Origin of the sequence: Streptomyces caniscabiei, assembly GCF_014930365.1 — a bacterium.
Taxonomy (GTDB): Bacteria; Actinomycetota; Actinomycetes; order Streptomycetales; family Streptomycetaceae; genus Streptomyces; species Streptomyces caniscabiei.
Genome location: NZ_JABXWI010000035.1, coordinates 1 through 21,422, shown reverse-complemented (window position 1 = coordinate 21,422; position 21,422 = coordinate 1). Strand labels below are relative to the sequence as shown.

22 protein-coding genes and 2 pseudogenes are annotated in these 21,422 nt (G+C 71.2%); 9 read left to right on the top strand and 15 right to left on the bottom strand.

All coding sequences use genetic code 11. From position 1 onward, the window contains the following. Window positions 1-3: 3 nt before the first annotated feature. From HW837_RS46520 to HW837_RS46465, 12 genes are all read right to left on the bottom strand, one after another. Window positions 4-1,221: an acetyl-CoA C-acetyltransferase gene (locus HW837_RS46520; protein ID WP_206705204.1), complete on the bottom strand. Its 1,218-nt coding sequence runs from the start codon at window positions 1,219-1,221 to the stop codon at window positions 4-6. Further along, window positions 1,218-2,480 (bottom strand): acetyl-CoA hydrolase/transferase family protein, encoded by a 1,263-nt coding sequence (locus HW837_RS46515; RefSeq protein ID WP_193382097.1) that lies wholly within the window; start codon window positions 2,478-2,480, stop codon window positions 1,218-1,220. The genes HW837_RS46520 and HW837_RS46515 overlap by 4 nt, the downstream gene beginning before the upstream one ends. Window positions 2,481-2,491: 11 nt before the next feature. After that, entirely contained in the window at window positions 2,492-2,713 is a 222-nt protein-coding gene (locus HW837_RS46510) for a hypothetical protein (protein WP_177262142.1), read from the bottom strand. Window positions 2,714-2,724: 11 nt separating this feature from the next. Next, window positions 2,725-3,255 carry an aromatic-ring-hydroxylating dioxygenase subunit beta gene (locus HW837_RS46505; protein WP_193382098.1) on the bottom strand — a complete coding sequence of 177 codons (531 nt, stop codon included), beginning with the start codon at window positions 3,253-3,255 and terminating at the stop codon, window positions 2,725-2,727. Window positions 3,256-3,258: 3 nt separating this feature from the next. Continuing rightward, the gene (locus HW837_RS46500) at window positions 3,259-4,539 is read right to left on the bottom strand and encodes an aromatic ring-hydroxylating oxygenase subunit alpha (RefSeq protein WP_045557825.1); all 1,281 of its coding nucleotides are present in this window, start codon (window positions 4,537-4,539) and stop codon (window positions 3,259-3,261) included. Further along, window positions 4,536-6,239 carry a class I adenylate-forming enzyme family protein gene (locus HW837_RS46495; RefSeq protein WP_193382099.1) on the bottom strand — a complete coding sequence of 568 codons (1,704 nt, stop codon included), beginning with the start codon at window positions 6,237-6,239 and terminating at the stop codon, window positions 4,536-4,538. Before HW837_RS46495 ends, HW837_RS46500 begins: the two co-directional genes overlap by 4 nt. A gap of 75 nt (window positions 6,240-6,314) precedes the next feature. Further along, window positions 6,315-7,931, bottom strand: coding sequence for a class I adenylate-forming enzyme family protein (locus HW837_RS46490; RefSeq protein ID WP_196790403.1), 1,617 nt, complete (start codon window positions 7,929-7,931; stop codon window positions 6,315-6,317). 2 nt (window positions 7,932-7,933) lie between these two features. Then, the gene (locus HW837_RS46485; RefSeq protein WP_193382101.1) at window positions 7,934-8,728 is read right to left on the bottom strand and encodes an enoyl-CoA hydratase/isomerase family protein; all 795 of its coding nucleotides are present in this window, start codon (window positions 8,726-8,728) and stop codon (window positions 7,934-7,936) included. Between the two features lie 16 nt (window positions 8,729-8,744). After that, on the bottom strand, window positions 8,745-9,554 hold the full coding sequence (locus HW837_RS46480; RefSeq protein ID WP_193382102.1) for an enoyl-CoA hydratase/isomerase family protein: 810 nt from the start codon (window positions 9,552-9,554) through the stop codon (window positions 8,745-8,747). 1 nt (window position 9,555) lies between these two features. Further along, entirely contained in the window at window positions 9,556-10,329 is a 774-nt protein-coding gene (locus tag HW837_RS46475; RefSeq protein ID WP_196790404.1) for an enoyl-CoA hydratase/isomerase family protein, read from the bottom strand. Next, window positions 10,326-11,075: a 3-oxoacyl-ACP reductase FabG gene (gene fabG, locus HW837_RS46470; protein WP_193382103.1), complete on the bottom strand. Its 750-nt coding sequence runs from the start codon at window positions 11,073-11,075 to the stop codon at window positions 10,326-10,328. Before fabG ends, HW837_RS46475 begins: the two co-directional genes overlap by 4 nt. After that, the gene (locus HW837_RS46465) at window positions 11,075-11,527 is read right to left on the bottom strand and encodes a MaoC family dehydratase (protein WP_193382104.1); all 453 of its coding nucleotides are present in this window, start codon (window positions 11,525-11,527) and stop codon (window positions 11,075-11,077) included. The genes fabG and HW837_RS46465 overlap by 1 nt, the downstream gene beginning before the upstream one ends. A 122-nt stretch (window positions 11,528-11,649) precedes the next feature. Here HW837_RS46465 and HW837_RS46460 point away from each other — a divergent pair, with 122 nt between their 5' ends. The 7 genes and pseudogenes from HW837_RS46460 (at window position 11,650) to HW837_RS46430 (ending at window position 17,504) form a co-directional block, all read left to right on the top strand. Further along, window positions 11,650-12,450 carry an SDR family NAD(P)-dependent oxidoreductase gene (locus HW837_RS46460; RefSeq protein ID WP_193382105.1) on the top strand — a complete coding sequence of 267 codons (801 nt, stop codon included), beginning with the start codon at window positions 11,650-11,652 and terminating at the stop codon, window positions 12,448-12,450. A 12-nt stretch (window positions 12,451-12,462) separates the two neighbouring features. Then, complete coding sequence (locus HW837_RS46455) at window positions 12,463-13,101, top strand: TetR/AcrR family transcriptional regulator (protein WP_193382106.1); 639 nt, start codon at window positions 12,463-12,465, stop codon at window positions 13,099-13,101. Window positions 13,102-13,151: 50 nt separating this feature from the next. Beyond that, window positions 13,152-14,306: an acetyl-CoA C-acetyltransferase gene (locus HW837_RS46450; protein ID WP_193382107.1), complete on the top strand. Its 1,155-nt coding sequence runs from the start codon at window positions 13,152-13,154 to the stop codon at window positions 14,304-14,306. 4 nt (window positions 14,307-14,310) lie between these two features. After that, a complete protein-coding gene (locus HW837_RS46445; protein WP_045557835.1) occupies window positions 14,311-15,465 on the top strand; it encodes an acyl-CoA dehydrogenase family protein in 1,155 nt (384 codons plus the stop codon). 303 nt (window positions 15,466-15,768) lie between these two features. Next, a pseudogene (locus HW837_RS50555) lies at window positions 15,769-16,169 on the top strand (transposase); the annotation flags it as partial. Between the two features lie 55 nt (window positions 16,170-16,224). After that, window positions 16,225-16,594, top strand: a pseudogene (locus HW837_RS46435) (GH32 C-terminal domain-containing protein); the annotation flags it as partial. A gap of 259 nt (window positions 16,595-16,853) precedes the next feature. After that, window positions 16,854-17,504: a TetR/AcrR family transcriptional regulator gene (locus HW837_RS46430; protein WP_045557837.1), complete on the top strand. Its 651-nt coding sequence runs from the start codon at window positions 16,854-16,856 to the stop codon at window positions 17,502-17,504. Between the two features lie 6 nt (window positions 17,505-17,510). On the opposite strand, the gene HW837_RS49450 is transcribed toward HW837_RS46430, so the two are convergent. The 3 genes from HW837_RS49450 to HW837_RS46415 form a co-directional block, all read right to left on the bottom strand. After that, window positions 17,511-17,681: a hypothetical protein gene (locus HW837_RS49450; protein WP_234442521.1), complete on the bottom strand. Its 171-nt coding sequence runs from the start codon at window positions 17,679-17,681 to the stop codon at window positions 17,511-17,513. 216 nt (window positions 17,682-17,897) lie between these two features. Continuing rightward, complete coding sequence (locus HW837_RS46420; RefSeq protein WP_193382108.1) at window positions 17,898-18,035, bottom strand: hypothetical protein; 138 nt, start codon at window positions 18,033-18,035, stop codon at window positions 17,898-17,900. Between the two features lie 122 nt (window positions 18,036-18,157). Next, on the bottom strand, window positions 18,158-18,901 hold the full coding sequence (locus HW837_RS46415; protein WP_193382109.1) for a TetR/AcrR family transcriptional regulator: 744 nt from the start codon (window positions 18,899-18,901) through the stop codon (window positions 18,158-18,160). Window positions 18,902-19,036: 135 nt separating this feature from the next. On the opposite strand from HW837_RS46415, the gene HW837_RS46410 reads away from it, so the two are divergent. Next, complete coding sequence (locus HW837_RS46410) at window positions 19,037-20,668, top strand: MFS transporter (protein WP_193382110.1); 1,632 nt, start codon at window positions 19,037-19,039, stop codon at window positions 20,666-20,668. Between the two features lie 236 nt (window positions 20,669-20,904). Further along, window positions 20,905-21,422: FAD-dependent oxidoreductase (locus HW837_RS46405; RefSeq protein ID WP_193382111.1), on the top strand; the 518-nt coding region annotated here is incomplete at its 3' end.

The window sequence follows — 21,422 nt, the reverse complement described above, 5'->3', positions numbered from 1 at the left end:
TGGTCAGGCCGCCTCGAAGATCGCGGCCATGCCCTGGCCGCCGCCGATGCACATGGTCTCGAGGGCGTACCGGCCGCCGCGGCGCCGCAGTTCGTGCAGCATGGTGGCGAGGACGCGTACCCCTGTGGCGGCGATGGGGTGGCCGAGTGAGATGCCGGAGCCGTTGACGTTGAGCCGGTCGTCGTCCTCGTCGTACTTGAATCCCCATTCCTTCACGACGGCGAGCACCTGGCAGGCGAACGCCTCGTTCAGCTCGACGAGGTCGAGGTCGTCGAATCCCAGCCCGGTCCGGGCGAACAGTTTGGCGACCGCCGGCACCGGGCCGATGCCCATGACCGAGGGCTCGCAGCCGGCGGCCGCCCAGCCGCGCAGGATACCCATGGGTTCCAGGCCGAGTTCGCCGAGCTTGTCCTCGGCGACCACGAGACAGGCCGCGGCGGCGTCGTTCTGCTGGCTGGAGTTGCCCGCGGTGACGGTGCCGTCGGGCAGCAACGGACGCAGTCCGGCGAGGATCTCTTCGGTGGTGCCGGGGCGGATGCCCTCGTCGCGTTCGCACGACAGGGGGTCACCGGGTCGCCGGCGAGGGAGGTCGACCGGCACGATCTCGTCGGCGAAGCGTCCGGCGTCCCAGGCCGCGGCGGCGCGCCGGTGGCTGCTGGCCGCGTACGCGTCGGCCTCCTCGCGGGTGATGGCGTAGCGCTCGGCGAGGTTCTCGGCCGTCTCGATCATTCCGCTGATGGGGCCGAACCGCTCCTGCGGCTGCGAGCGTTCCCGGCCCCGGTCGAGGCGGTCGTAGAGCTGCACGGTGCCGGAGCGGCTGCCCCAGCGGACGTCCGGGGAGTAGTGCTCGATGTTGCTCATGCTCTCCACGCCGCCCGCCAGGACCACGTCGGCGGCCCCGGTCTGGACCGTCATCGCGGCGGTGACCACGGCCTGGAGTCCGCCGCCGCAGCGCCGGTCGAGCTGGAAGCCGGGCACCTCGACCGGCAGACCGGCTTGGAGGGCGGCCCAGCGGCCGATGCACGGGGCCTCGGAGTTCGCGTACGACTGGGCGAAGACGACATCGTCGATACGGTGCGGGTCGACACCGGAGCGCTCGACCACGGCCTTGATGACAGTGGCGGCCAGGTCGTGCGCGGGTACGGGTCGCAGGGTGCCGCCGAAGGTGCCGACGGGGGTGCGCAGCGGTGTGACGATCGCGGCGCGGCGCAGGGCTGTCATGCCGGGACTCCTTGCTCTTCGAGCGCGGCTTCCAGCGCCGCTCGGTGGTCGGGGTGGGCGATGGCGAGCATGCGTTCACGGCGTACGCTCAGCGGCTGTCCGCGCAGGTCGGCGACGCCGTACTCGGTGACGAAGAGTCCCGCGTCGCTGCGGGAGGTGCTGACCGGGCCGGACAGCCGGGCCACGATGCGGCTGGCGGTACCGGCGGTGGAGGGCAGCGCGACGACGGGCAGGCCGCCCGGTGACTGGGCGGCTCCACGCAGGAAGTCGCCGGCGCCGCCGACCGCGCCGACGTAACTCCCCCTGGCCAGCTCGGAGTTGACCTGGCCGCTGAGATCCACCTCGATGGCCGAGTTGATGGCGACCAGCCGGTGCTGGGCGGCCAGCGTCCGCGGGTCGTGGGTGTAGGCGGTGTCGCGCAGCTGGATCGCGGGGTTGCGGTGGGCGTAGCGGAACAGCCGCCGGGTACCCATCAGCAGGCCGCCGACCGAGCAGCCACGGTCGAGCGTCTTGCGGGCGCCCGTCACCACTCCCGTCTCGATCAGGTCCATGGCCGCGTCGTTGATCAGGCCGGAGTGGATGCCCAGGTCACGGCGGTCCGTCAGCAGCCCGAGCACGGCCTCCGGAAGCCCGCCGACGCCGAACTGGAGCGTGACCCCGTCCTCCACCAGGCCGGCCACGCGGGCCGCCACTTGTGCGGTGACGCCGTCGGACGCGGCGGGCCGGACCTCGGCGGGCGGGCGGGACGTGTGGATCACGACGTCGAGGTCGGAGGCACCCAGCGTGCGGGAGCCACAGGTCTGCGGGACCTGGTCGTTGACCTCGGCGATCACCACCCGCGCGGTGTGCAGGGCCGCGCTCAGGTAGTCGTCGGCCAGCCCCGGGCTGTGGCGGCCGTGCTCGTCCGCCGGAGGGAGCTGGAGAAGCACCACGTCGGCGCGGACGGGGCCCGTGGTGAGCAGACCGGGGAGGCTGGAATAGGGGGCGGGGAGCACGTCGAGCTTCCCCGCCCGGTGCAGAGCCCGGTTGCCGCCGCTGCCTGTGTAGGAGACGAAGGAGACCATGTCCGCGTGGTCCGGCCGCACGGTGTCGGTGGCCGGGATCCCGAGGAAGCATCTGAAGGGCCCGATCCCGGCGCGCTGACGCATCAGCCGCTCGGTCAGGGTCCGCGGCTCGGCGCACGCCTGGCCCCAGGCGACGGTGTCGCCCGCCCGGACGTAGCGGGACAGGTCGAGTTCGTCGGGTGCGATGACGTCCATGTGCCGGCCCGTCAGCTGCCGGCGTCTTCGCGCCAGCGGTCCGCCGAGGGGTCGAGCAGCCTGGACAGGTGTCCGTCGGGGAGCCACACCAGGGCTTCCAGTTCGAGCGCGTCCAGGTGTCTGACCCGCCCGGTGCGCCGGTCCTCCAGCCGGAGCCGGGGGCCGTTGGCGGTGGTGTCCACGCTCACCGCGACCTCGGCGAACTCGCTGCCCACGATCTCGTTCCCGTTCATCGGTGCCGCCCTCAGATCAGGAAGGACAGGGTCGGCAGCGCACGGTCGTGGTCGACCAGGACGACCTTCTTGTACGCCAGCCGCAGCCGCCCGTCGACGAGACGCAGCCGGTACGTGGTGCGCCCGGCCCATATCTCCTTGCCGCGCTCGCGGGACTCGACCAGCACGAAGTTGGCGCCGACGGTCAGGTCTCCGGGCTCCCGGCCCGGACCGGCGGCGTCGTCGTCGTCGTCGTCGAGGATCTCCACGTTGGAGACGATCCGGCGCAGGTGGGAGGGCGGTGACTGGGCGTACCGCTTGCCGGTCCTGAGCTGCCCCAGCCGGGTGGCGATACGACTGCGGTTGTCGCTGATCACCGACATCTGCTGTACGGGGTCACCGTCCGGGGTGCCCGCGGGCACCCAGTAGAGGGCGTCGTCGGTCCACAGCGCCTCCCACGCGTCGTAGTCGTGCTCGTCCGCGTAACGGGCCTCGCGGTACAGGAACTGCTCCACCTGGCGCAGGTCGAGTGCGGTGTCGTCGGTGGTGGCCGGTGCGGTCACTTCTTAAGCCTCCATCAGGTTCCGGTAGTGCGACCAGAAGCCCCGCATGCCCGTCTCGTCGGTCGCGGTGCCGATACGGAAGCCGTTGTCGTCGGTGCGTTCCCGGTCCACTCCGCGTCGGATGTCGACCCATTCCGGCTCGCGCAGGGCGACGCCGCGCTGGTTGCGTTCGTACATCTCGGTGTCGTCGGCGAGCAGCATCCCGGCCGGCCCGGCCGAGCCGACGCACTGCGACACCATGCGCCGGTTGAGTTCGGGGGCGCCCTTGAGCTGGATGGCGGTGGCGTGCTGGACGCACTCGCCGGCCGTCAGCGGCTGGATGACGAAGAGCTGGATCTCGGCGATGAAGAGGTTGGGGAAGATCATCACGTGCGGGGACCCCTCGACGAGGATCTCCTCGGCGGCGGGGCCGTGGAGTTCCCTCATGCGCGCCACGTACTGGGGCACCCGGTCCTCGGTGGTGCCGAACCAGCGCATCGGCTCGCCGAAGCGGCGGAACTCCGGGCGCAGGTCGTTCTCGCTGTGGCCGCCGCCCAGGTCGCGGGTCACGGCCGTGGAGTTGTCGCTGTACAGGGCGCCGATCGGGCTGCCGGTGACGCTGAAGATGGAGCCGTGCACGAACTGCGGGTGGTAGCCGTCCGTCTCGTTCTCCGCGAGGAGCTTCCAGTTGGCGCGCGTGCGGTGCTTGAGCCAGCCGGCGGTGAGCTCGACCTCGCCCTCCGGGGAGAGCCGTGCGAGACGGTCCAGTTCTCCGGCGGCGGCGCCGAGGTGTTCGGTGAGCGTCGGGCCGTCGGATGCGAAGCTGCCGAAGACGAAACCCTGGTGGGAGGCGACCCTGGGGAGGCGGCCGAGGCCGAGGGCCAGCTTGCCCTTGCCGCCGTAGCCCTTGTTGTAGGGGTAGCCCAGCAGGTCGCCGTTGTTGCGGTACGTCCAGCCGTGGTAGGGGCAGCGGAAGGAGTTGGAGTTGCCGCTCGGCGCGTCGCACACCAGGTTGCCGCGGTGGGCGCAGCGGTTGAGCAGCAGGTGCACCTCGCCGTCGCGGTCCCGGGTCATGACGACGTCCTGCGGCCCGATGTTCTTGCGTACGTAGTCGCCCGGTCGACGTACCTCGCTCTCATGCCCGACGTAGACCCAGGTGCGGTACCAGATGCGCTCCAGTTCCTCGGCGAAGATCTCCGGATCGGTGTAGAGCGATCCGTGCACCCTGGTCGGCTGGATCAGCCGTGCGTACTTGTCCGCCTTGTCCGTCTGCTGGTGTGCCGTCTCCGGCAGCGTGGCCGTCATGCTTCGCCATCCTCGATTCGCTTCTGGGCGTACTGCGCCAGCCGGAACTTCTGCACCTTGCCGGTGGGGGTGGTGGGCAGTTCGGCGGCGTCCAGGAACAGCACGTGCTTGGGGACCTTGAACCGCGCGAGCCGCTGCTTGCACAGCGCGACGACATCCGCGGCGGAGAGGTCCGCGCCGGGAGCACGGACCACACAGGCGCACCCGGCGTCGCCCCATCGTTCGTCGGGCACGCCCACCAGGTAGACCTGGCTGATCGCGGGGTGGGCGGTGAGCAGGTCCTCGATCTCCTTGGGCATGACCAGTTCGCCGCCGCTCTTGTACAACTCCTTTGTGCGGCCGGTGACTTCGAGGTATCCGTCGTCCCGGACCCGGCCCAGGTCGCCGGAGTGCACCCAGCCGTCCCGCAGGGCCTTCGCGGTCTCCTCGGGTTTCTTCCAGAAGCCCCGCATGTGCGTCGGGCCCTGGGAGACCAGTTCGCCCTCGGCTCCGGGAGGAAGGTCCTCTCCGGTGAGCGGGTCGATCGCCTTGTACGTGGCGAGCGTGCCGTCGGGCAGTCCGGCCGGGCCGGCCAGTTTGGGTCTGCCGACGGTGCCGGCCTGCCGCTCCAGCGGATCTTCGGGAAGGGTCAACGTCATCGCGCCACCGCACTCGGTCATGCCGTATCCCGTGGTGATCTCCTCCACGCCGAGTTCCGCACGCACCCGCTTCCAGAGCCAGACCGGGGCCGGGGCCGCGCCGGACAGCAGCGCGGTGAGCGAGGAGAGGTCGTGGTCCTCGCGTGCGGGGTGTTCCAGTAGGGCCACGGTCATCGTGGGCACGCAGAGGATGTCGGTGGCGCGGTGCCGCTGGATCCCGGCGAGGTAACGGACCGGGTCGAAGGCGGTCTGCGGGACGATCGCGCCGCCGACCGTCATCGCGGCGAGCATCCCCTCGACGTAGCCGAACATGTGGTAGCAGGGCAGCGAGAACAGGATCCTGCGGCCGTCCTGGAACGCCCGGGTCAAGGCCGAGGCGTAGGCGGTCCGCAGCACGGAGTCATGGGTGACGAGGACACCCTTGGGCGAGCCGGTGGTGCCGGAGGTGTAGAGCAGGTCCCCGATCTCGTCCGGCCGGGCAGCTCCGGCGGGGCACTCCCCTCGGTGGCGGTCGCCCAAGTCCGCGAGCGAGGCCACGGTCGGCACGCCGTCGCGCGGCTCGGTGCCTTCGGTGGGCAGCAGGACGACCTGCCGCAGGTGAGGCAGCGCGGTCGCCGCGCCGGCGTCCCAGCCGGGTGCGACGGCGTCGAGCATGGTCTGGTAGTCGAGGTCGCCGAACGCGGTCATGGAGATCAGGACGGAGCACTCGGACTGGGCCAGGACGTAGGCCAGTTCCTCCTGGCGGTAGAGGTAGTTGAACGGGATCGCCACGGCACCGGTCCGGGCGACGGCGAACTTCAGCGGGGCGAACTCCAGGAAGTTCGCCATCAGCAGCCCCACCCGGTCGCCGGGGCGCACACCGAGCGCGGCAAGACCGTCCGCGAGGCGGGCGGCCCACTCGGCCGTCTCGGCGTAGCCGATGGTCCGCTCGTCCGTGATGACGAAGGGACGGTCTCCGTACCGCGCGGCGCAGTGGTCGAGCCAGTCGTCGAGGGTGCGTGGGGTCCAGCGCGGGAACCGGGCACTCAGGTGCTCGCGGCGCCGCTCGATTTCCGAGGTCACGAAACACCTCCTTTTTCTAATTGACGTTAGATTAAATGACGAGGGCGGAGATAGGCAACCACCGGTTCACGGGACTCACCCCAGTCGGCGCAGGATCCCCGCGGCGGCGGCCTCACGGAGCTTGAACTTGCGCACCTTGCCGGCCGGAGTGACCGGCATCTCGTCGGCGACGTACCAGTACTGCGGGACCTTGTACTTGGCCAGGCGGCCGCGGCAGTGCTCGACCAGGGCATCGTGCAGGCCGTCGTACACCTGTCCCCGAAGACGTACGACCGCTGCCACGGCCTCGCCCCACCTCTCGTCCGGCAGGGCCACCACGGCTGCCTCCAGCACGGCCTCGTGCCCCAGCAGGCAGGTCTCTATCTCGGCCGGCGCGATGTTCTCGCCACCGCGGATGATCAGGTCCTTCAGCCGTCCGGTGATGGTGATCACCCCGCGCGCGTCCATGGCGCCGAGATCACCGGTGTGCACCCAGCCCTCGGCGTCGACCGTGCGCGCGGTCGCGTCCGGATCGTGCAGGTACCCGATCATCTGCTGGTAGCCGCGGGCGCAGATCTCACCCGGCGTGCCGAGCGGCTGCACCTGGCCGGTCACCGGGTGGACGATCTTGCACTCCACCTGCGGCAGCGGCCGCCCCACGGTGTCCCTGACGTCCGTGTCGTCGTCCGTGACCCGGGTGGCGGTCAGGGTGGGGCCCAGTTCCGTCTGGCCGTACAGGTTGTGCACGCGGGCGCCGAACAGTTTCCGGGTCGCCTCGATCAGAGGGGCGGGCACATTGGCGCCGCCCACGAGGACCTTGCGCAGGGCGGGGGCCGGACCTCCCGTCTCCCGGGCGGTCTCGTTCAGGGCGGACAGCATGGCGGGCACGCAGAACAGGAGGGAGGCCCGCTCCTCGCGCATCGACTCCAGTACGGGGCCGGGCCGGAACTGCTCGACCAGTACGAGGCAGCCTCCCAGCCACAGGGTGCCGAGGGTGGCGACCACGCACCCGGCCGTGTGGAACATCGGCAGCGGGCTGACGTGCACCGCTCCCGGCTCGGCCTGAACCGTCTCCAGGTTCAGTCGCGCGACGTTGACCAGAGACCGATGGGTCAGCAGCACACCCTTCGGTAGGCCGGTGGTGCCCGAGGTGTACTGGAGCATCACCGGTGCACCGGGGTCCTGGACAGCCGCGTCCGGCAGATCCCGCGGCTCGGCGTTCCACCGGTCGTGTTCGGCGAGGGAGACCACGTGCCGCAGCCCGGGGCACCGGGGCCGGACGGCCGCGGCGACGGCCGCGAGGTCGTAGTCGCGGCTGACGTCCGCGTGCAGCAGCGCGACGGCTCCGGAGTGGTTGAGGGCATGGACGAGTTCCTCGGGCCGCAGTACGGGGTTGAGGGCGACCAGGGTCACTCCGGCCAGCGCGGCGCCGTACTGGACGATCGGCCACTCGACGACGTTCGGCGCCCACAGGGCGACGAACTCCCCCGGCTCGGCCAGTCTCAGCAGGGCGGCGGCCACCCGCCGGGCCTCGGTGTACAGCTGCCCGTAGGTCAGCCTGCGTTCCGCACCACCGCCGTGCGCGCCACCTGCCAGGGCCGCGGCGTCGGCGTGGGTCACGGCCCGCTCCGCCAGCAGGGAACCGACGGTGTGGTCGACCAGGGGCACACTCTCGTCCCTCGGCCACAGTGAGGACACCAGTGGTTCTGTCATGTTCAGCATCCCTTGAACTCGGGGCGGCGCCGTTCGCGGAAAGCGGCGACGCCTTCGGCGAAGTCCGCCGAGTCGAAGAGCCGGATCTGGTGCTCGACCTCGTGGTCGAGTGCCGCGAGCGGATCGCCCCCGGCGCGGACGCCGAGCATCGCCCGCAGAGCGGAGACCGCGAGGGGCGGGCCCTCGGCGATGCGTTCGGCGTCGGCGAGCGCCCGGTCCAACGCGGCCCCGGGCTCGGTCAGTACGTCGGCGAGACCGAGGGTGAGCGTTTCCGGACCCTGGACCGGGCGGGGCAGCAGGAGCAGCTGCCGGGCGACCGCCGGACCGGTCCTGGCCGGCAGGGACACGGTGATCCCCATGTCACCGGCGAGGCCGACGCCGGTGAACGCCGTGCTGAACGACGCGTCGGTCGCGGCGACCACCCGGTCGCAGGCCAGCGCGAGCGCCGCCCCCGCGCCGTACGCGAAACCCTCGACGGCCGCCACCACCGGTGTGGGCCCGTCCCAGATGGCCCGGATCACCCGCTGGGCCGCCTCGGCCCTGGGGCGGGTCTCCTCGGGGCTCTGCCGACGCATCGTGGAGATGTCCCCGCCCGAACAGAAGGTGCCGGCGCTGCCGGTCAGCACGATCGCCCGTACGGTGTCGTCGGCCATCGCGGACTCCAGCATCTCCGCGAGCACCACCCGCAGCGCCAGGTCGATCGCGTTGCGCTTCTTGGGCCGGTTCAGGGTCAGTACCCGGACGGCGCCGTGGTCCTCGGCCAGCACGATGTCCTCGCCGCTGTGTTGCTCAGTCATGGCGTCTCATCCCCTGTCACCGTCCCGTGAAGACCGGGGGCCTGCGCTCGATGACCGCCGCCAGCCCCTCCCTGGAATCCGCCGTTCCCGACAGTTCGGCGACCGTACGGGCCTCCTCGGCCAGTCGCTCCTCGACGCCGGCGCCCACCCCGCCCCACACCAGCCGCTTGGTCGCCGCCAGCGCCAGGGGCGCGCCCGCGGCGAGGCCGCCGGCGAACGCGAGGGCCTCGTCGAGCAGCCGGTCGTCCGGCACGACCCGGGTGAGCAGCCCCGCGTCCAGCGCCTCGGCGGCGGTCAGGGTGGGGTTGGTCAGCAGGATCTCCATGGCCTTGCGCAGACCCACGAGCCGGGTCAGCGTCACCGAGACTCCGGCGTCCGGGGCCATTCCGACCCGGACCGCGCCCGACATGAACCGCGCCGACTCCGCGGCGATGACGAAGTCCGCCGCGCACACCAGCCCGAAGCCACCGCCTCCGGCCGCGAAGCCGTGCACCGCGGCGACGACCGGGGCACGCAGCTGGAGCAGCGCGGAGGTGGTGATCTGCAGCCAGGTTGTGGCCTCCCGCAGGTACTCCGGGAGTTTCTCCCCCAGGCCGGCGAAGGTGTGGACATCGCCGCCCGCGCAGAAGTTGCGGCCCTCTCCGGTGATCAGCACCACGCGCGCCCCGTCCTCGGCGTGGCAGCGCATGACGGCCGCGTGCAGTGCGCGCAGGAAGGGCACGTCCATGCCGTTGGACGCCTCCGGACGGTTGAGCCGCAGCCGTGCGACTCCGTCCGTGTCCAGGTCCAGGAGCACCGGCCCGGAGTCGATCAGTTTGTCCGTCATCTCACTCACCTCTCGCCGTGAAGGCCTCGATTGCGGCACCGGCCGCCGCCCCGCCCAGGTGATCGAGCACCGCGGCCCGCTCCAGGGCGAGGCCGTCCGCCAGCGGCAGCCGCAGCCCCTCGTACACCAGGCGCTTCGCGGTGCCGAGCGCCCGGGGGTCCATACCGCCGAGCCGTTCGGCGAACGCGGCGACCGCCTCCTCGAACCCGCTTTCCGGCAGGCACCGGTACGCCAGCCCCCAGGCCACGGCCTCCGCGCCGGACAGGCGGTCCCCGGTGAGGATGTGGGCCAGGGCCCGCTGGCGGCCCACGAGGCGGGGCAGCCGCTGGGTGCTGCCGCCGCCCGGTACCTGGCCGAAGTTGGCATGCGTGTCGGAGATCCGGGCGTCGTCGCGCACCAGAGCGATGTCGCAGGACTGCATCAGTTCGAAGCCACCGGCCATGGCGTACCCCTCGACGACGGCCACCACGGGGACCGGCAGGGTCGCGATGAGGGCGCAGGCCCGGCCGAAGTTGTCGAACAGCGGCGCCATCGCCCCCGGTCCGCCGGCCCGCAGACGCTGCAGCTCCTTGAAGTCGCCGCCGGCGCAGAAGTTGCCTCCCGCGCCCCGGATCAGGACGACCCGTGCCGCTGACGCCACCTCCGTCAGGGCGCGCTCCAGCTGTGCGCCGAGTTCGACCGTGATCGCGTTCATCACCTCGGGGCGGTTCAGCAGGACGTGGCCGACCGCACCGTCCACGCGCGTGCGCACCACCTGGGTGTCCTGGGTACTCACATCGACCGCCCGCCCCCCACCTCGAGAACCGCGCCGGTCGTGTAGCTGGACAGTTCGCTCGCGAGATAGAGGACGGCCCCGGCGACCTCTTCGGGCCGTCCTGCCCGCCTCATGGGGATGTCGGCCTCGCGGGCCGCGAAGACGTCCGGGGGCATCGCCTCGGTCATGGCGGTGCGGATCAGGCCGGGCTGCACCGCGTTGACCCGCACCCCGTGGTGGGCGAGTTCTTTGGCCGCCGCCTTCGTCATGCCGACGATCCCCGCCTTGGCCGCGCTGTAGTTGGTCTGGCCGGGGTTGCCGGACTTCCCGGACAGCGAGGAGATGTTCACGATCGAGCCGCTTCTGGCCTCGCGCATCACCGCCGCGGCCGCCCGGACGCCGAGCCAGGTCCCCCGGAGGTGCACGCCGATCACGGCGTCGAAGTCCTCCGCGGTCATCTTCCTCAGCGAGGCGTCACGGGTGATCCCCGCGTTGTTCACCAGTACGTCCAACGCGCCGAACCGCTCGACGGCCCGGCCCACCATGTTCTCGACCGCCGTCTCGTCCGTGACGTCACAGCCGAGAGCCAGTACGGAAGCCGGGTCGTCCCCGCCGATGTCGGCTGCGGCCCGCTCCGCGCGTCCGGCGTCCACGTCGGCCACGGTCACCCGTGCGCCGTGCTCGTGCAGCAGCCGGGCGATCGCCAGGCCGATCCCCTGGCCGGCGCCCGTGACGATCGCGGACCGGCCCGCTATCAGCCCGCCCATCAGCCGAGATACCGTACGACGGAGTCCACGACGCAGGCCGGCTTCGCGCCGCCCTCGATCTCGATGACCGTCGACAGCTTCAGCTGGACCGCGCCGTCGAGAGGTGTGACCTCGGTGATCGTCGAGGTGGCCCGCAGTTTGGCACCGACGGGCACCGGGGCGGGGAAGCGCACCTTGTCGAGGCCGTAGTTCACGGCCATGCTCACCCCCTCGACCTGGTAGAGCCGCTGCAGGAACACCGGCAGCAGGGACAGCGTGAGCAGGCCGTGCGCGATGGTGGAACCGAAGGGCCCCTGGGCAGCGCGCCCGGCGTCCACATGGATCCACTGATGGTCCCCCGTGGCGTCGGCGAATTGGTCGATGCGCTCCTGGTCCACCTCGACCCAGTCGGTGGTGCCGAGCGACTCGCCTGCCGCGGCGGCGAGTCCGGCTAGTCCGTTGAAGATCTTCATGTCGCGCTCCGGGGCTGGTCAGAATTTTGAATCTAATCTAGATTCATAAATCGCAACGGGTCAACGGTCGTGCGACGGGTCAACGGTTGGCAGCGGGCCGCGCACCACGAGGGAGCGAGCGGATGGATCTGGAACTCGGCGGGGCACGGGTGTTGGTCACCGGTGGTGCCTCGAACATCGGCCGGGGCATCGTGCACGGCTTCGCCGCGGAAGGCGCCCGTGTACTGATCTGCGACATCGACGCGGAGCAGGCCGCCAAGACACGTGCCGAAGCGCTGGAGCGGGGAGCGGCCGGGGCGGAGGTCGCCGTCATCGATCTGACGGCCGAGGGTGCCGGCGTCACGGCCGTCGAACACATCGTCGCCGCCTGGGGCGGAATCGACGTACTCGTGAACAACGCGGGGCTGAGCCTGCCGGGGTTCGTCGCCCAGGACGCGGCCCGCGACGGCTGGCGGCGGATGGTGGACCTCAATCTGTTCGGTTCTATCGAGTGCACCCGTGCGGCCCTCGACGCGATGCGGCCCGAGGGCCGCGGATCCATCGTGTTCATCTCCAGCGACGCCGCCTTCGGGGAGATACGGCAGGGGGTGTACGGGGCGACCAAGGCCGCGGTGATCGCCTTCGCCCGCACGGTCGCCCGGGAGCACGGCCGGGACGGCATCCGGTCGAACGTCGTCTGCCCGGGACTCGTCGTCCCCCAGAGCCCGGACGCGATCGGGGCGGGCAGCCTGTGGACCCGGGGCGACCAGGCCGCCGTCTTCGACGACCGGCAGATCGAGGCAGTCCGCAAGAACATCCCACTGCGCCGGCTCACCACGCCGGAGGACATCGCGGACGCCGTGGTCTGGGTCTCCTCGGCACGCCGCGCCCGGCAGGTGACGGGCCAGGTCTTCTCGGTCAGCGGCGGCTACTCGATGCCGTAGGAGGCGCGCTCAGTGAACACCACCAGCAGAAACGGCACCAGCGCACACGGCACGAGAACCCCGGCCGTCAAGGCTGCGGCGACCCGGAACCGCATTCTCGCCGCGGCCGCTCGGACGCTGAGCCTCAAGGGCTACTCCGCGACCAGGCTGGCCGACATCGCCGAACGGGCCGGTGTGCGTCCGCCCGCCGTGTACTACTACTTCTCCTCCCGCGAGGAGCTGATCGCCGAGGTGATGGCGGTCGGCCAACTGCGGCTTCGGGAGCACGTCGAGACCGCGCTGGCCGCGCTGCCCGACGACACTCCCCCGATGGACCGGATCTGTGCCGCCGTAGAGGCGCATCTGCGGGTCGAGCTGCACCTGTCGGACTTCGCGACCGCGGTCAGCCGCAACAGCGGGCAGCTGCCCGAGGACATCCGCGCCCGCCTGCGGGCGGACAGTGGCGCCTACTTCGACCTGTGGCGGGACCTGCTGGCGAGAGCCAGGGCCGCGGGAGCCGTCAGGAACGACATCGACCTGCGAGCGGCGCGCATGCTCGTCATGGGAGCCCTCAACTGGACGCCGGAGTGGTGGAACCCGCGGCAGGGTTCGCTGACCGGTGTCATCCGCACCGCGCAGAGCCTGGTGCGGCACGGACTGGGCGTGTCCTGACCCGGGCCCGCCCTCATCCCCCCCTTCGCACAGCACACTGGAGGACCGTCATGCCCGAGGCCTACATCGTCGACGCGGTACGCACCCCGGTCGGCAAACGCGGCGGCGGCTTCGCCGGAACGCACCCGGCCGATCTCGCCGCCCACGTCATCCGCTCACTGGTCGCACGCCACGACTTCGACCCCGCCGCCGTCGACGACGTCATTCTCGGCTGCCTCGACCAGATCGGCTCGCAGGCCGGCGACATCGCGCGGACCAGCGCGCTGGCCGCCGGGCTGCCCGAGTCGGTGCCCGGTACGACCATCGACCGGCAGTGCGGCTCGTCCCAGCAGGCGGTCCACTTCGCCGCGCAGGCCGTCATGTCCGGCACGGCCGACCTCATCGTGGCCGGCGGTGTGCAGAAGATGAGTCAGTTCCCCATCCTGTCCGGGTTCACCGCCGGGGAGCCCTATGGGTCGACCGATCCGTGGACCGACTGCAAGGGCTGGCACGCCCGCTACGGCGACCAGGAGATCTCCCAGTTCCGCGGCGCGGAGATGATCGCGGAGAAGTGGGGCGTGGAACGCGCGGTCATGGAGGAGTTCGCGCTGGAGAGTCACCGCCGGGCCCTGACAGCCCAGCGAGAGGGCCGGTTCGACGCCGAGATCATTCCTTTCGAAGGGGTCGTGTCGGACGAGGGTCCGCGGCCGGACACCACACTGGAGAAGATGGCCGGGCTCGCGACACTGACGCCCGGCGGGCGCCTGACCGCCGCGGTGGCCAGCCAGATCTCCGACGCCTCCTCCGCGATGCTGATCGCCTCGGAGGACGCCGTACGCACTCACTCCCTCACACCCCGGGCCCGCATCCACCACATGTCGGTGCGCGGCTCCGACCCGGTCATGATGCTCACCGCTCCCATCCCTGCCACGGAGCACGCCCTCAAGAAGTCCGGACTCACCATCGACGACATCGATCTCGTCGAGATCAACGAGGCGTTCGCCTCCGTGGTGCTCGCCTGGCAGGCCGACATCGGCGCCGATCCGGCCCGGGTCAACGTCAACGGCGGTGCCATCGCCCTCGGTCACCCGCTCGGGGCCACCGGGACGCGGCTGATGACCACCCTGCTCCACGAGCTGGAGCGCACCGGCGGCCGCTACGGTCTGCAGACCATGTGCGAGGGCGGCGGTCAGGCCAACGTCACCATCATCGAGAGGCTCGGCTGACCTGATGCGACGGGGCCTGTACACAGACGATCACGAGCAGTACCGGGAGACCGTCCGCGAGTTCCTCGCGCGTGAGGTCGTCCCCCACCACCAGCGGTGGGAGGCCGACCGGTGGATCGACCGCAAGGTGTTCGCCGCGGCTGCCCAACAGGGTGTCTACGGCCTGCAGATCGGCGAGGAACACGGCGGCTCCGGCGAGCGGGACTACCGCTATCGCATGGTCGTCTGCGAGGAGATCGCCCGCGTCCACGCGCTCTCCTTCGGTCTCACCGTCTCCCTCCAGGACGACCTGGTGCTGCACTATCTGCTGGACCTGACCACGGACGAACAGAGGCGGCGCTGGCTGCCGGGCTTCGCCTCCGGCGAGATCATCGGAGCGCTGGCGATGACCGAACCCGGGACCGGCAGCGACCTGCGGGGCATCCGCACCTCGGCCCGCCGCGACGGCGACGACTGGGTCCTGAACGGACAGAAGACCTTCATCTCCAGTGGCATCATGGCCGATCTGGTGATCGTCGCCGCGCGTACGGATCCGGAAGGCGGCTCGGGGGGCTTCACTCTCCTGGTGGTCGAGCGGGACATGCCCGGCTTCACCCGCGGCCGCAAACTGGACAAGATCGGACTGCCCGGCCAGGACACGGCCGAACTGTTCTTCGAGGACGTGCGGGTACCGGCCGCCAACGTCCTCGGCCCGGTGGGATCCGGCCTCCAGCAGCTCATGAGCCACCTTCCCCGGGAACGTCTCGGCGTGACGGCCACGGCCATCGCGACCAGCCGGGCGGTCTTCGATCTGACCCGTGCCTATTGCTTCGAGCGCCGGGCTTTCGGCCGCCCCATCGGCGACCTCCAGCACATCCGCTTCGAACTCGCCGAGATGGCCACCGAGATCGACGTCGCCGAGGCCTACGTCGACCGCTCGGTACACGCCTACAACGCCGGTGAACTGACCGCCGTGGACGCGGCGAAAGGCAAGTGGTACGTAAGCGAACTACAGAAGCGGGTCATCGACCGTTGCCTGCAACTGCACGGCGGCTACGGCTACATGACGGAATATCCGGTCGCTCGCGCATTCGTCGACACAAGAGTCCAGACGATCTACGGCGGCACCACCGAGATCATGAAGGAGCTCATCGGACGCGATCTGGCATCCAACGGGTGACGCGGAGGTGCCTGAGAGTAACAGGCATCCTCTGCGGCGGTGAACGGCTGGCTCTTCACGGTGACGGGGTTGAGCCGGCTCGTCGTTATCTGCCCGGAGTCGGTCCAGTCGGTCGGCGCCTGCCAGGGCGTTGGGGACATCTCAGGCGTAGGCCGACGGGAAAGTGATCACGGGCCCTACGTCAGGGTCGTCGAAGTACGCCGGCGCGCAGTTGTAGTCGGCTGGCGGTGGTTTGCTGACGGCGGATTCGTCGGGGAGCAGCCCGTGAGGTGAAGGCGTCAACCACGGCCTGGGGAGCCTGAGATGACGAAACGGCTGCCGTGTCCGCCCGGCGCCCGGTCCGCTGGACGCGTACGCCGTCCGCGATGATCTCTTCAGGACACCGGCCCAGCGGAGGGGGTTTCGTGACTACCTCGCCGGGCTGCTGCTGCCCCGTGATCGCCACAAGACGCTGACCTGTCTGGCCGACGCCGAACCGGTGGCCGGTGGCCGGCATGCGGCGGCTGCACTTCTTCTTGTCCGAGTCGACCTGGAGCCAGGAAGAGGTCGATGCCCGCCGCCTGGAACTGGTGCCGGCCGACCCGGCCACCGCCCCGCACCCGGGCGGGGTACTGGTGATCGATGACTCCGGCGACCGCAAGGACGGCACGGCCACACTGGTGGTGGTCGGGGCGGCGTTCGTGGTCGCGGTTGGGCGGCGTGAGCGGGCGCGATCATGTCTTCACGCCGGCAAGGCGTTCCCGACAGGGACCAGAAGGACTGACCTGCGACATCACCTGGGACCAACTGACGGGTGCCGGGCCGGCAGTTGCGGCGCTCGGCGGACGGCGGGCGGCACGTCGACGTGGGGGTCTACGGCGACCACGCCTTCGTCGACCGCGGTTGCACCGCCGGCCTCGATGCCTCGGACCGCCGGCAGGAGGGCCGGACGCCCTTCGACCTGTCCGCCCGCACGGTCCACCTGCGCGTCCTCGTCGACCGCACGTCCGTCGAGAAGTTCGGCGACGACAGCCGGTACGCGCACTCGACCGTGGTCTTCCCTGACGTGTCCGACACCGAGCTGACCCTGTTCACCATCGACAGGCAGGCGGTGTTCCGGAACATGGTGATCCGGGAGTTCGCGGTCTGATCCGACGGGGGCGTGGCCGGTGGGGTGACCGCCACGGACGAGGTCGGCGGCGGCGCCCGGCGCGCCTGAGCTCTCGTCGAGGAACAAGCGCGAGGGCCGCAGCGGGCGCGCTCGGTTCCGCGTCGGCCGAGCTTCGAGGCCACGAGGTGGGGCGGGTCCCGCGTGAGGCAGCGGCCACTGGGGCGTGATACGGCGGCTTCGGCTCGGCGTGACAAAATGGAAGGCCGTTCGTCCATCCTTCGATGCTGCGAGGTTCTCCGTGAGCAAGCACGTGGCCCGCGAGCCGCTGCGCCGTAATTCGCGGTCCAACCGGGCGCGCATCCTGGCCACGGCCCGTGAGGAGCTGGGGCGGAACCCCGATGTCACGCTGGAGGAGCTGGCGCGGGCCGCCGGGGTCGTCCGGCGCACCCTCTTCGGGCACTTCCCGGGGCGGGCGGCGCTGGTGGAGGCGCTCGCCGAGGAAGCCGCCGAGACGTTGCGGAACACGGTGGAGGCCGGGTCGGAGCCGGGGGAGTCGGCCGAGCGGGCGTTGGCGCGGTGCGTACTCCGGATGTGGCCCGTGGGCGACCGCTACCGCATGCTGCTGGCGCTCACCCGGCGGGACCTCGGCGCCGGGCGCCTCGCCGAGGTGCTCGCGCCGGCCCGGGAGGCCGTCACCGGGATCCTGGAGCGCGGGCAGCGGGACGGCGTCTTCCACTCCCATCTGCCGCCGGCCGTGCAGAGCGCCAGCCTGATGGCGTTGATCGTGGCTCTGGTGGAGTCCGTCAACACCGGCGCGCTGGAGGACGACGGGCACCGCATCGCCACGGCCACCCTCATCGCGGCCGGCGTGCCGGAGGATCGGGCGAGCGCGGTGGTCGAGGAGGTCGCGTCGGCGATGGCTACGGTTCTTCCGGCCGACGACGCCTGATGCCTCTCAGGCCGACCCGTTCGACGAGGTGTCCCGGGCGTCGTCGCGGCGGAAGGTGACCGACTTGCCGGAGAAGTGGGCGGTGAGGCCCTGCTCCCTGGTGGTGACCGAGCGCAGTCGGAGGCCGTCGGGGATGTTCCGCGGCGCGATCGGCTCGGCGAAGACCTGGCCGAGCAACGTCTCACCGGCCTCGGGCAGGGCGACGCGGCCCGCGACCTTGAAGTCCTTGAAGATGACGCGGTTGCCGGAGGCCGCCGAGACGGTCGTCGTCGCGGTGACCTCGAAGCCGAGGGTGGTCAGGACGAGGGCACGGATCCGGTCGGAACCGTAGCCCCGGGTCAGTTCCAGGCCCAGAGCGTCGGACAGGTCCGCGTACGACAGGAAGACGGTCGCCTACGCCGAGCGCGCCCCGGCCTCGCTGTCGTCGTCCGATTTCGTCAACCCGTCCATCCGCAGGGCGAGTACGGTCACCAGCAGCCGGCGGTCGGAGCCGTCGGCGGGTTCGTGCGAGTACGAGTACGAAACTCGCACTCCTGGTCACAGTCGTGCTCGGGGCGGGGGCGGTACATCGGCCCTCCTCCAAAGGGCTTCGGGGGACAGGGAGTTGGGGGCGGACATTTGTGTGAGTGCGAGTGGTGTGCGGGCACGGGGTTTCAGACGGTACTCGGGCGTGACCCGGACTTCCGTACCTGATCGACCTTCGCGGCGGCGGTGTCCGGGGCGACTCCGGCGGCGATGAGGGCGGCTGTGGCGGCGCCGGTACCGTCGTCGGACCACAGGCCGCAGTCGACGCAGTCGAGCAGGGTCAGCAGTTCGGCCTCGATGGCTCGGGTGAGCGGGTCGGGCGGGACGGTGGTCTGGAAGACGCCCTGTCGGCGGCCGTGGGCGAAGACCCTCGTGGCCACGTCGCGGGCGGGGGCCAGCAGTTCGTCGACGCGTGCGCGTGCGAGGTCATGGCCGCGGGCCAGCCGGATGAGGGCGCGGTAGCGGTCGCCGACGGGCCACACCATGAGGAGGAATCGCGCCAGGTCCGCGACGGCGTCGGGGGTCGGGGCCGGGGCACCCGCGACGGCGCGCCGGATCGCCTCCGCGGCCTCGGTGGCCAGGCCGTCGACGAGCGCGGCCCGGCAGGCGAAGTGGACGTACACGGTGCGCCGGGCCACACCGGCGGCACCGGCGATGTCCTCCAGGCTGCTGTCGGGGTCGCGGGTCAGTTCCCGCCGGGCCGCGTCGAGGATCCGGGCACGAGTGGCCCGCGCCTCCCGACGCTGCGCCGAAGTCGAGGTCGAAGTCGGCGCGGGGGACGAAGTCGAAGTCGGAGGGGGCGGCGTCTCGTGGGGCCGGGCCGGAGGCCGTCTCGGCCTCGTCGTCGGTGTTCGTGCTGGTCGGCTGGTCACGTCGGTACCTCGAGGGCGGGTGGGAAGAGAGAGTCATCGCGATAGTTGCACAGCAAGGGGCAATAAACTAGTGTGCACATCGATGGGCAATTAAGTACTTCCGCTCATCCGCCCCGTCCCTCTCAGGAGCTACTGATGCCCTTCCTTGCAAACACCCCCGTGGAGAAGATGACCGGGCCGTACGCGCGGCGCTGGTGGGCGCTGCTCGTGCTGTGCCTGAGCCTGTTGATCACGGTGATGGCGAACACGTCGCTGATCGTGGCCGCCCCCGCCATGACCACCGACCTGGGCCTGAGCAGCAGTGATCTGCAGTGGGTCGTCGACAGCTACACCGTTCCGTACGCGGCGCTGATGCTGGTGCTGGGCGCGATCGGCGACAAGTACAGCCGGCGCGGCGCGCTGGTACTGGGTCTGCTGATCTTCGCCGGCGGTTCGGTGATGGGGAGCCTGGTCGACGAGACCTCGCTGGTCATCGCGGCCCGCGCGATCATGGGTGTCGGCGCGGCGGTCGTGATGCCGGCCACGCTGTCCCTGGTGGTCGCGACCTTCCCCCGGAGCGAGCGGACCAAGGCCATCACCGCCTGGGCCGCGACCTCCGGGCTGGCGGTAGCCGTCGGCCCGCTGGTCTCCGGCTGGCTGCTGGAGGACCACGCCTGGGGTTCCACCTTCCTGATCAACGTGCCGATCGCCCTCCTCGGCGTGGTCGGCGCGCTCGCCCTGGTGCCGCCGTCCAAGGCGGAGGGCATGGGCCGGATCGACTACGTCGGCGGTCTGCTGTCGATCGTCACCGTCGGCTCCCTGATCTACGCCGCCATCGAGGGCCCGCACTCCGGCTGGGGCGTCGGCCCCGTCACCGCGGCCGTGGTCGCCGGTGTCGGTCTGGCCGCCTTCGTCGCCTGGGAGCTGCGCCACCCGCACCCGATGCTGGACGTCCGCAAGTTCGCGGTGCGGCCCTTCAGCGGCTCGATGCTCGCGGTGCTGTTCTTCTTCTTCGGCATGTTCGCCGTGATCTACTACGTGACGCAGTTCCTGCAGTTCGTCCTCGGCTACGGCTCCCTGGACACGGGCGTACGGCTGCTGCCGCTGGCCGGTGCGGTGTTCCTCGGGTCCGCGCTGACCGGGATGCTCACCCCGAAGCTGGGCGTGAAGCCGATGGTCGTGACCGGCCTGGCCGTCGGCACGGCGGGCATGTTCCTGCTCACCCAGATCGACAAGGGCTCGACGTACGGGGACTTCCTGGCGCCGATGATGATGCTGGGCCTCGCGCTCGGACTGGCCATCTCCCCGGCGACCGACACGATCATGGGCTCCTTCCCCGAGTCCGAGCTGGGCGTCGGCGGCGGTGTCAACGACACCGCGCTGGAGCTGGGCGGTGCGCTGGGCATCGCGGTGCTGGGCTCGCTGCTGGGCACGGCCTACCGCGACGAGCTGACCGACCTGGTGGGCAACCGGCTCCCGGCGGAGGCGATGGAGACCGCCAAGGACTCGGTCGGCGCCGGCCTGGCCGTCGCGCAGCGGGTCGCGCAGGATCCCTCCGCCGGGCCCCAGCAGGCCCAGGCCGCCGTGGACGCCGTCCACCAGGCCTTCGCCCACGGCGTCGCCCAGACCAGCCTCATCGGCGGGATCATCATGGCCGCCGGAACCCTGATCGTCCTCGCGGTCATGCCGGGCCGGCGCGGCTTCGCGAAGCACAACGCCGAGCCGGGGGCCGGGACCACGGCGAACGAGGCGACGGCCGTGCGGGAGCACACCGGGGCCACCCGCTGAATCGCCGGCGGGGCGTCCACTGCATCGCCGGGGACGCGTCCGCCGGGTCGCCGGGCACCACCTCCGCCGGCTCCTGTCGGAACACCTCACCGTCCTCGGCGAACGCGTCGTCGTACCCGGCGTGGGGCACTTCCCGCACGTCGAACAGCCCAAGACGGTCGCCGATCACATCCTGGGCTTCCTGAACAGCTGCCCCCCCTCTCCCACCACCCAGAACTCGAAGGGTCGACCGAACCATGACTGACAAGGAAAGGCAGGAGGCCGTGACTGCGACGGCTCCCGCGGACGCGAGCGACGCACTGGCCGAGGGGATTGTCGACGCGGTGGTGATCGGCGGGGGCGCCGCGGGGCTGAACGGTGCACTGATCCTCGCCCGCTCCCGCCGCTCGGTCGTCGTGATCGACAGCGGCTCCCCGCGCAACGCACCCGCCCAGGCCGTGCACGGCCTGCTCGCACTGGACGGCACCCCGCCCTCCGAGATCCTTCGACGGGGCCGGGAGCAGGTGCGCCAGTACGGCGGACGCGTCGTTGACGGCGAGGTGGTCTCGGCCGAGTCCGCCGCCCCGTCGGCGGACGGGGACCTGCGGTTCACCGTCACCCTGGCCGACGGCCGCCCCATCACCGCCCGCCGCATCCTGGTGGCCACCGGCCTCACGGATGTGCTGCCCCAGGTGCCCGGGCTCGCCGGGCACTGGGGGCACAGTGTGGTGCACTGCCCGTACTGCCACGGCTGGGAGGTGCGCGACGAGCCCAT

What these genes read in the sequence shown, in the direction of transcription:
- HW837_RS46500 (WP_045557825.1), bottom strand. Translation starts at nt 4,539, where the DNA reads ATGACGGCCACGCTGCCGGAGACGGCACACCAGCAGACGGACAAGGCG.
- HW837_RS46510 (WP_177262142.1), bottom strand. Translation starts at nt 2,713, where the DNA reads ATGAACGGGAACGAGATCGTGGGCAGCGAGTTCGCCGAGGTCGCGGTG.
- HW837_RS46490 (WP_196790403.1), bottom strand. Translation starts at nt 7,931, where the DNA reads ATGACAGAACCACTGGTGTCCTCACTGTGGCCGAGGGACGAGAGTGTG.
- HW837_RS46445 (WP_045557835.1), top strand. Translation starts at nt 14,311, where the DNA reads ATGCGACGGGGCCTGTACACAGACGATCACGAGCAGTACCGGGAGACC.
- HW837_RS46410 (WP_193382110.1), top strand. Translation starts at nt 19,037, where the DNA reads ATGCCCTTCCTTGCAAACACCCCCGTGGAGAAGATGACCGGGCCGTAC.
- HW837_RS46485 (WP_193382101.1), bottom strand. Translation starts at nt 8,728, where the DNA reads ATGACTGAGCAACACAGCGGCGAGGACATCGTGCTGGCCGAGGACCAC.
- HW837_RS46520 (WP_206705204.1), bottom strand. Translation starts at nt 1,221, where the DNA reads ATGACAGCCCTGCGCCGCGCCGCGATCGTCACACCGCTGCGCACCCCC.
- HW837_RS46450 (WP_193382107.1), top strand. Translation starts at nt 13,152, where the DNA reads ATGCCCGAGGCCTACATCGTCGACGCGGTACGCACCCCGGTCGGCAAA.
- HW837_RS46465 (WP_193382104.1), bottom strand. Translation starts at nt 11,527, where the DNA reads ATGAAGATCTTCAACGGACTAGCCGGACTCGCCGCCGCGGCAGGCGAG.
- HW837_RS46480 (WP_193382102.1), bottom strand. Translation starts at nt 9,554, where the DNA reads ATGACGGACAAACTGATCGACTCCGGGCCGGTGCTCCTGGACCTGGAC.
- HW837_RS46515 (WP_193382097.1), bottom strand. Translation starts at nt 2,480, where the DNA reads ATGGACGTCATCGCACCCGACGAACTCGACCTGTCCCGCTACGTCCGG.
- HW837_RS46460 (WP_193382105.1), top strand. Translation starts at nt 11,650, where the DNA reads ATGGATCTGGAACTCGGCGGGGCACGGGTGTTGGTCACCGGTGGTGCC.
- fabG (WP_193382103.1), bottom strand. Translation starts at nt 11,075, where the DNA reads ATGGGCGGGCTGATAGCGGGCCGGTCCGCGATCGTCACGGGCGCCGGC.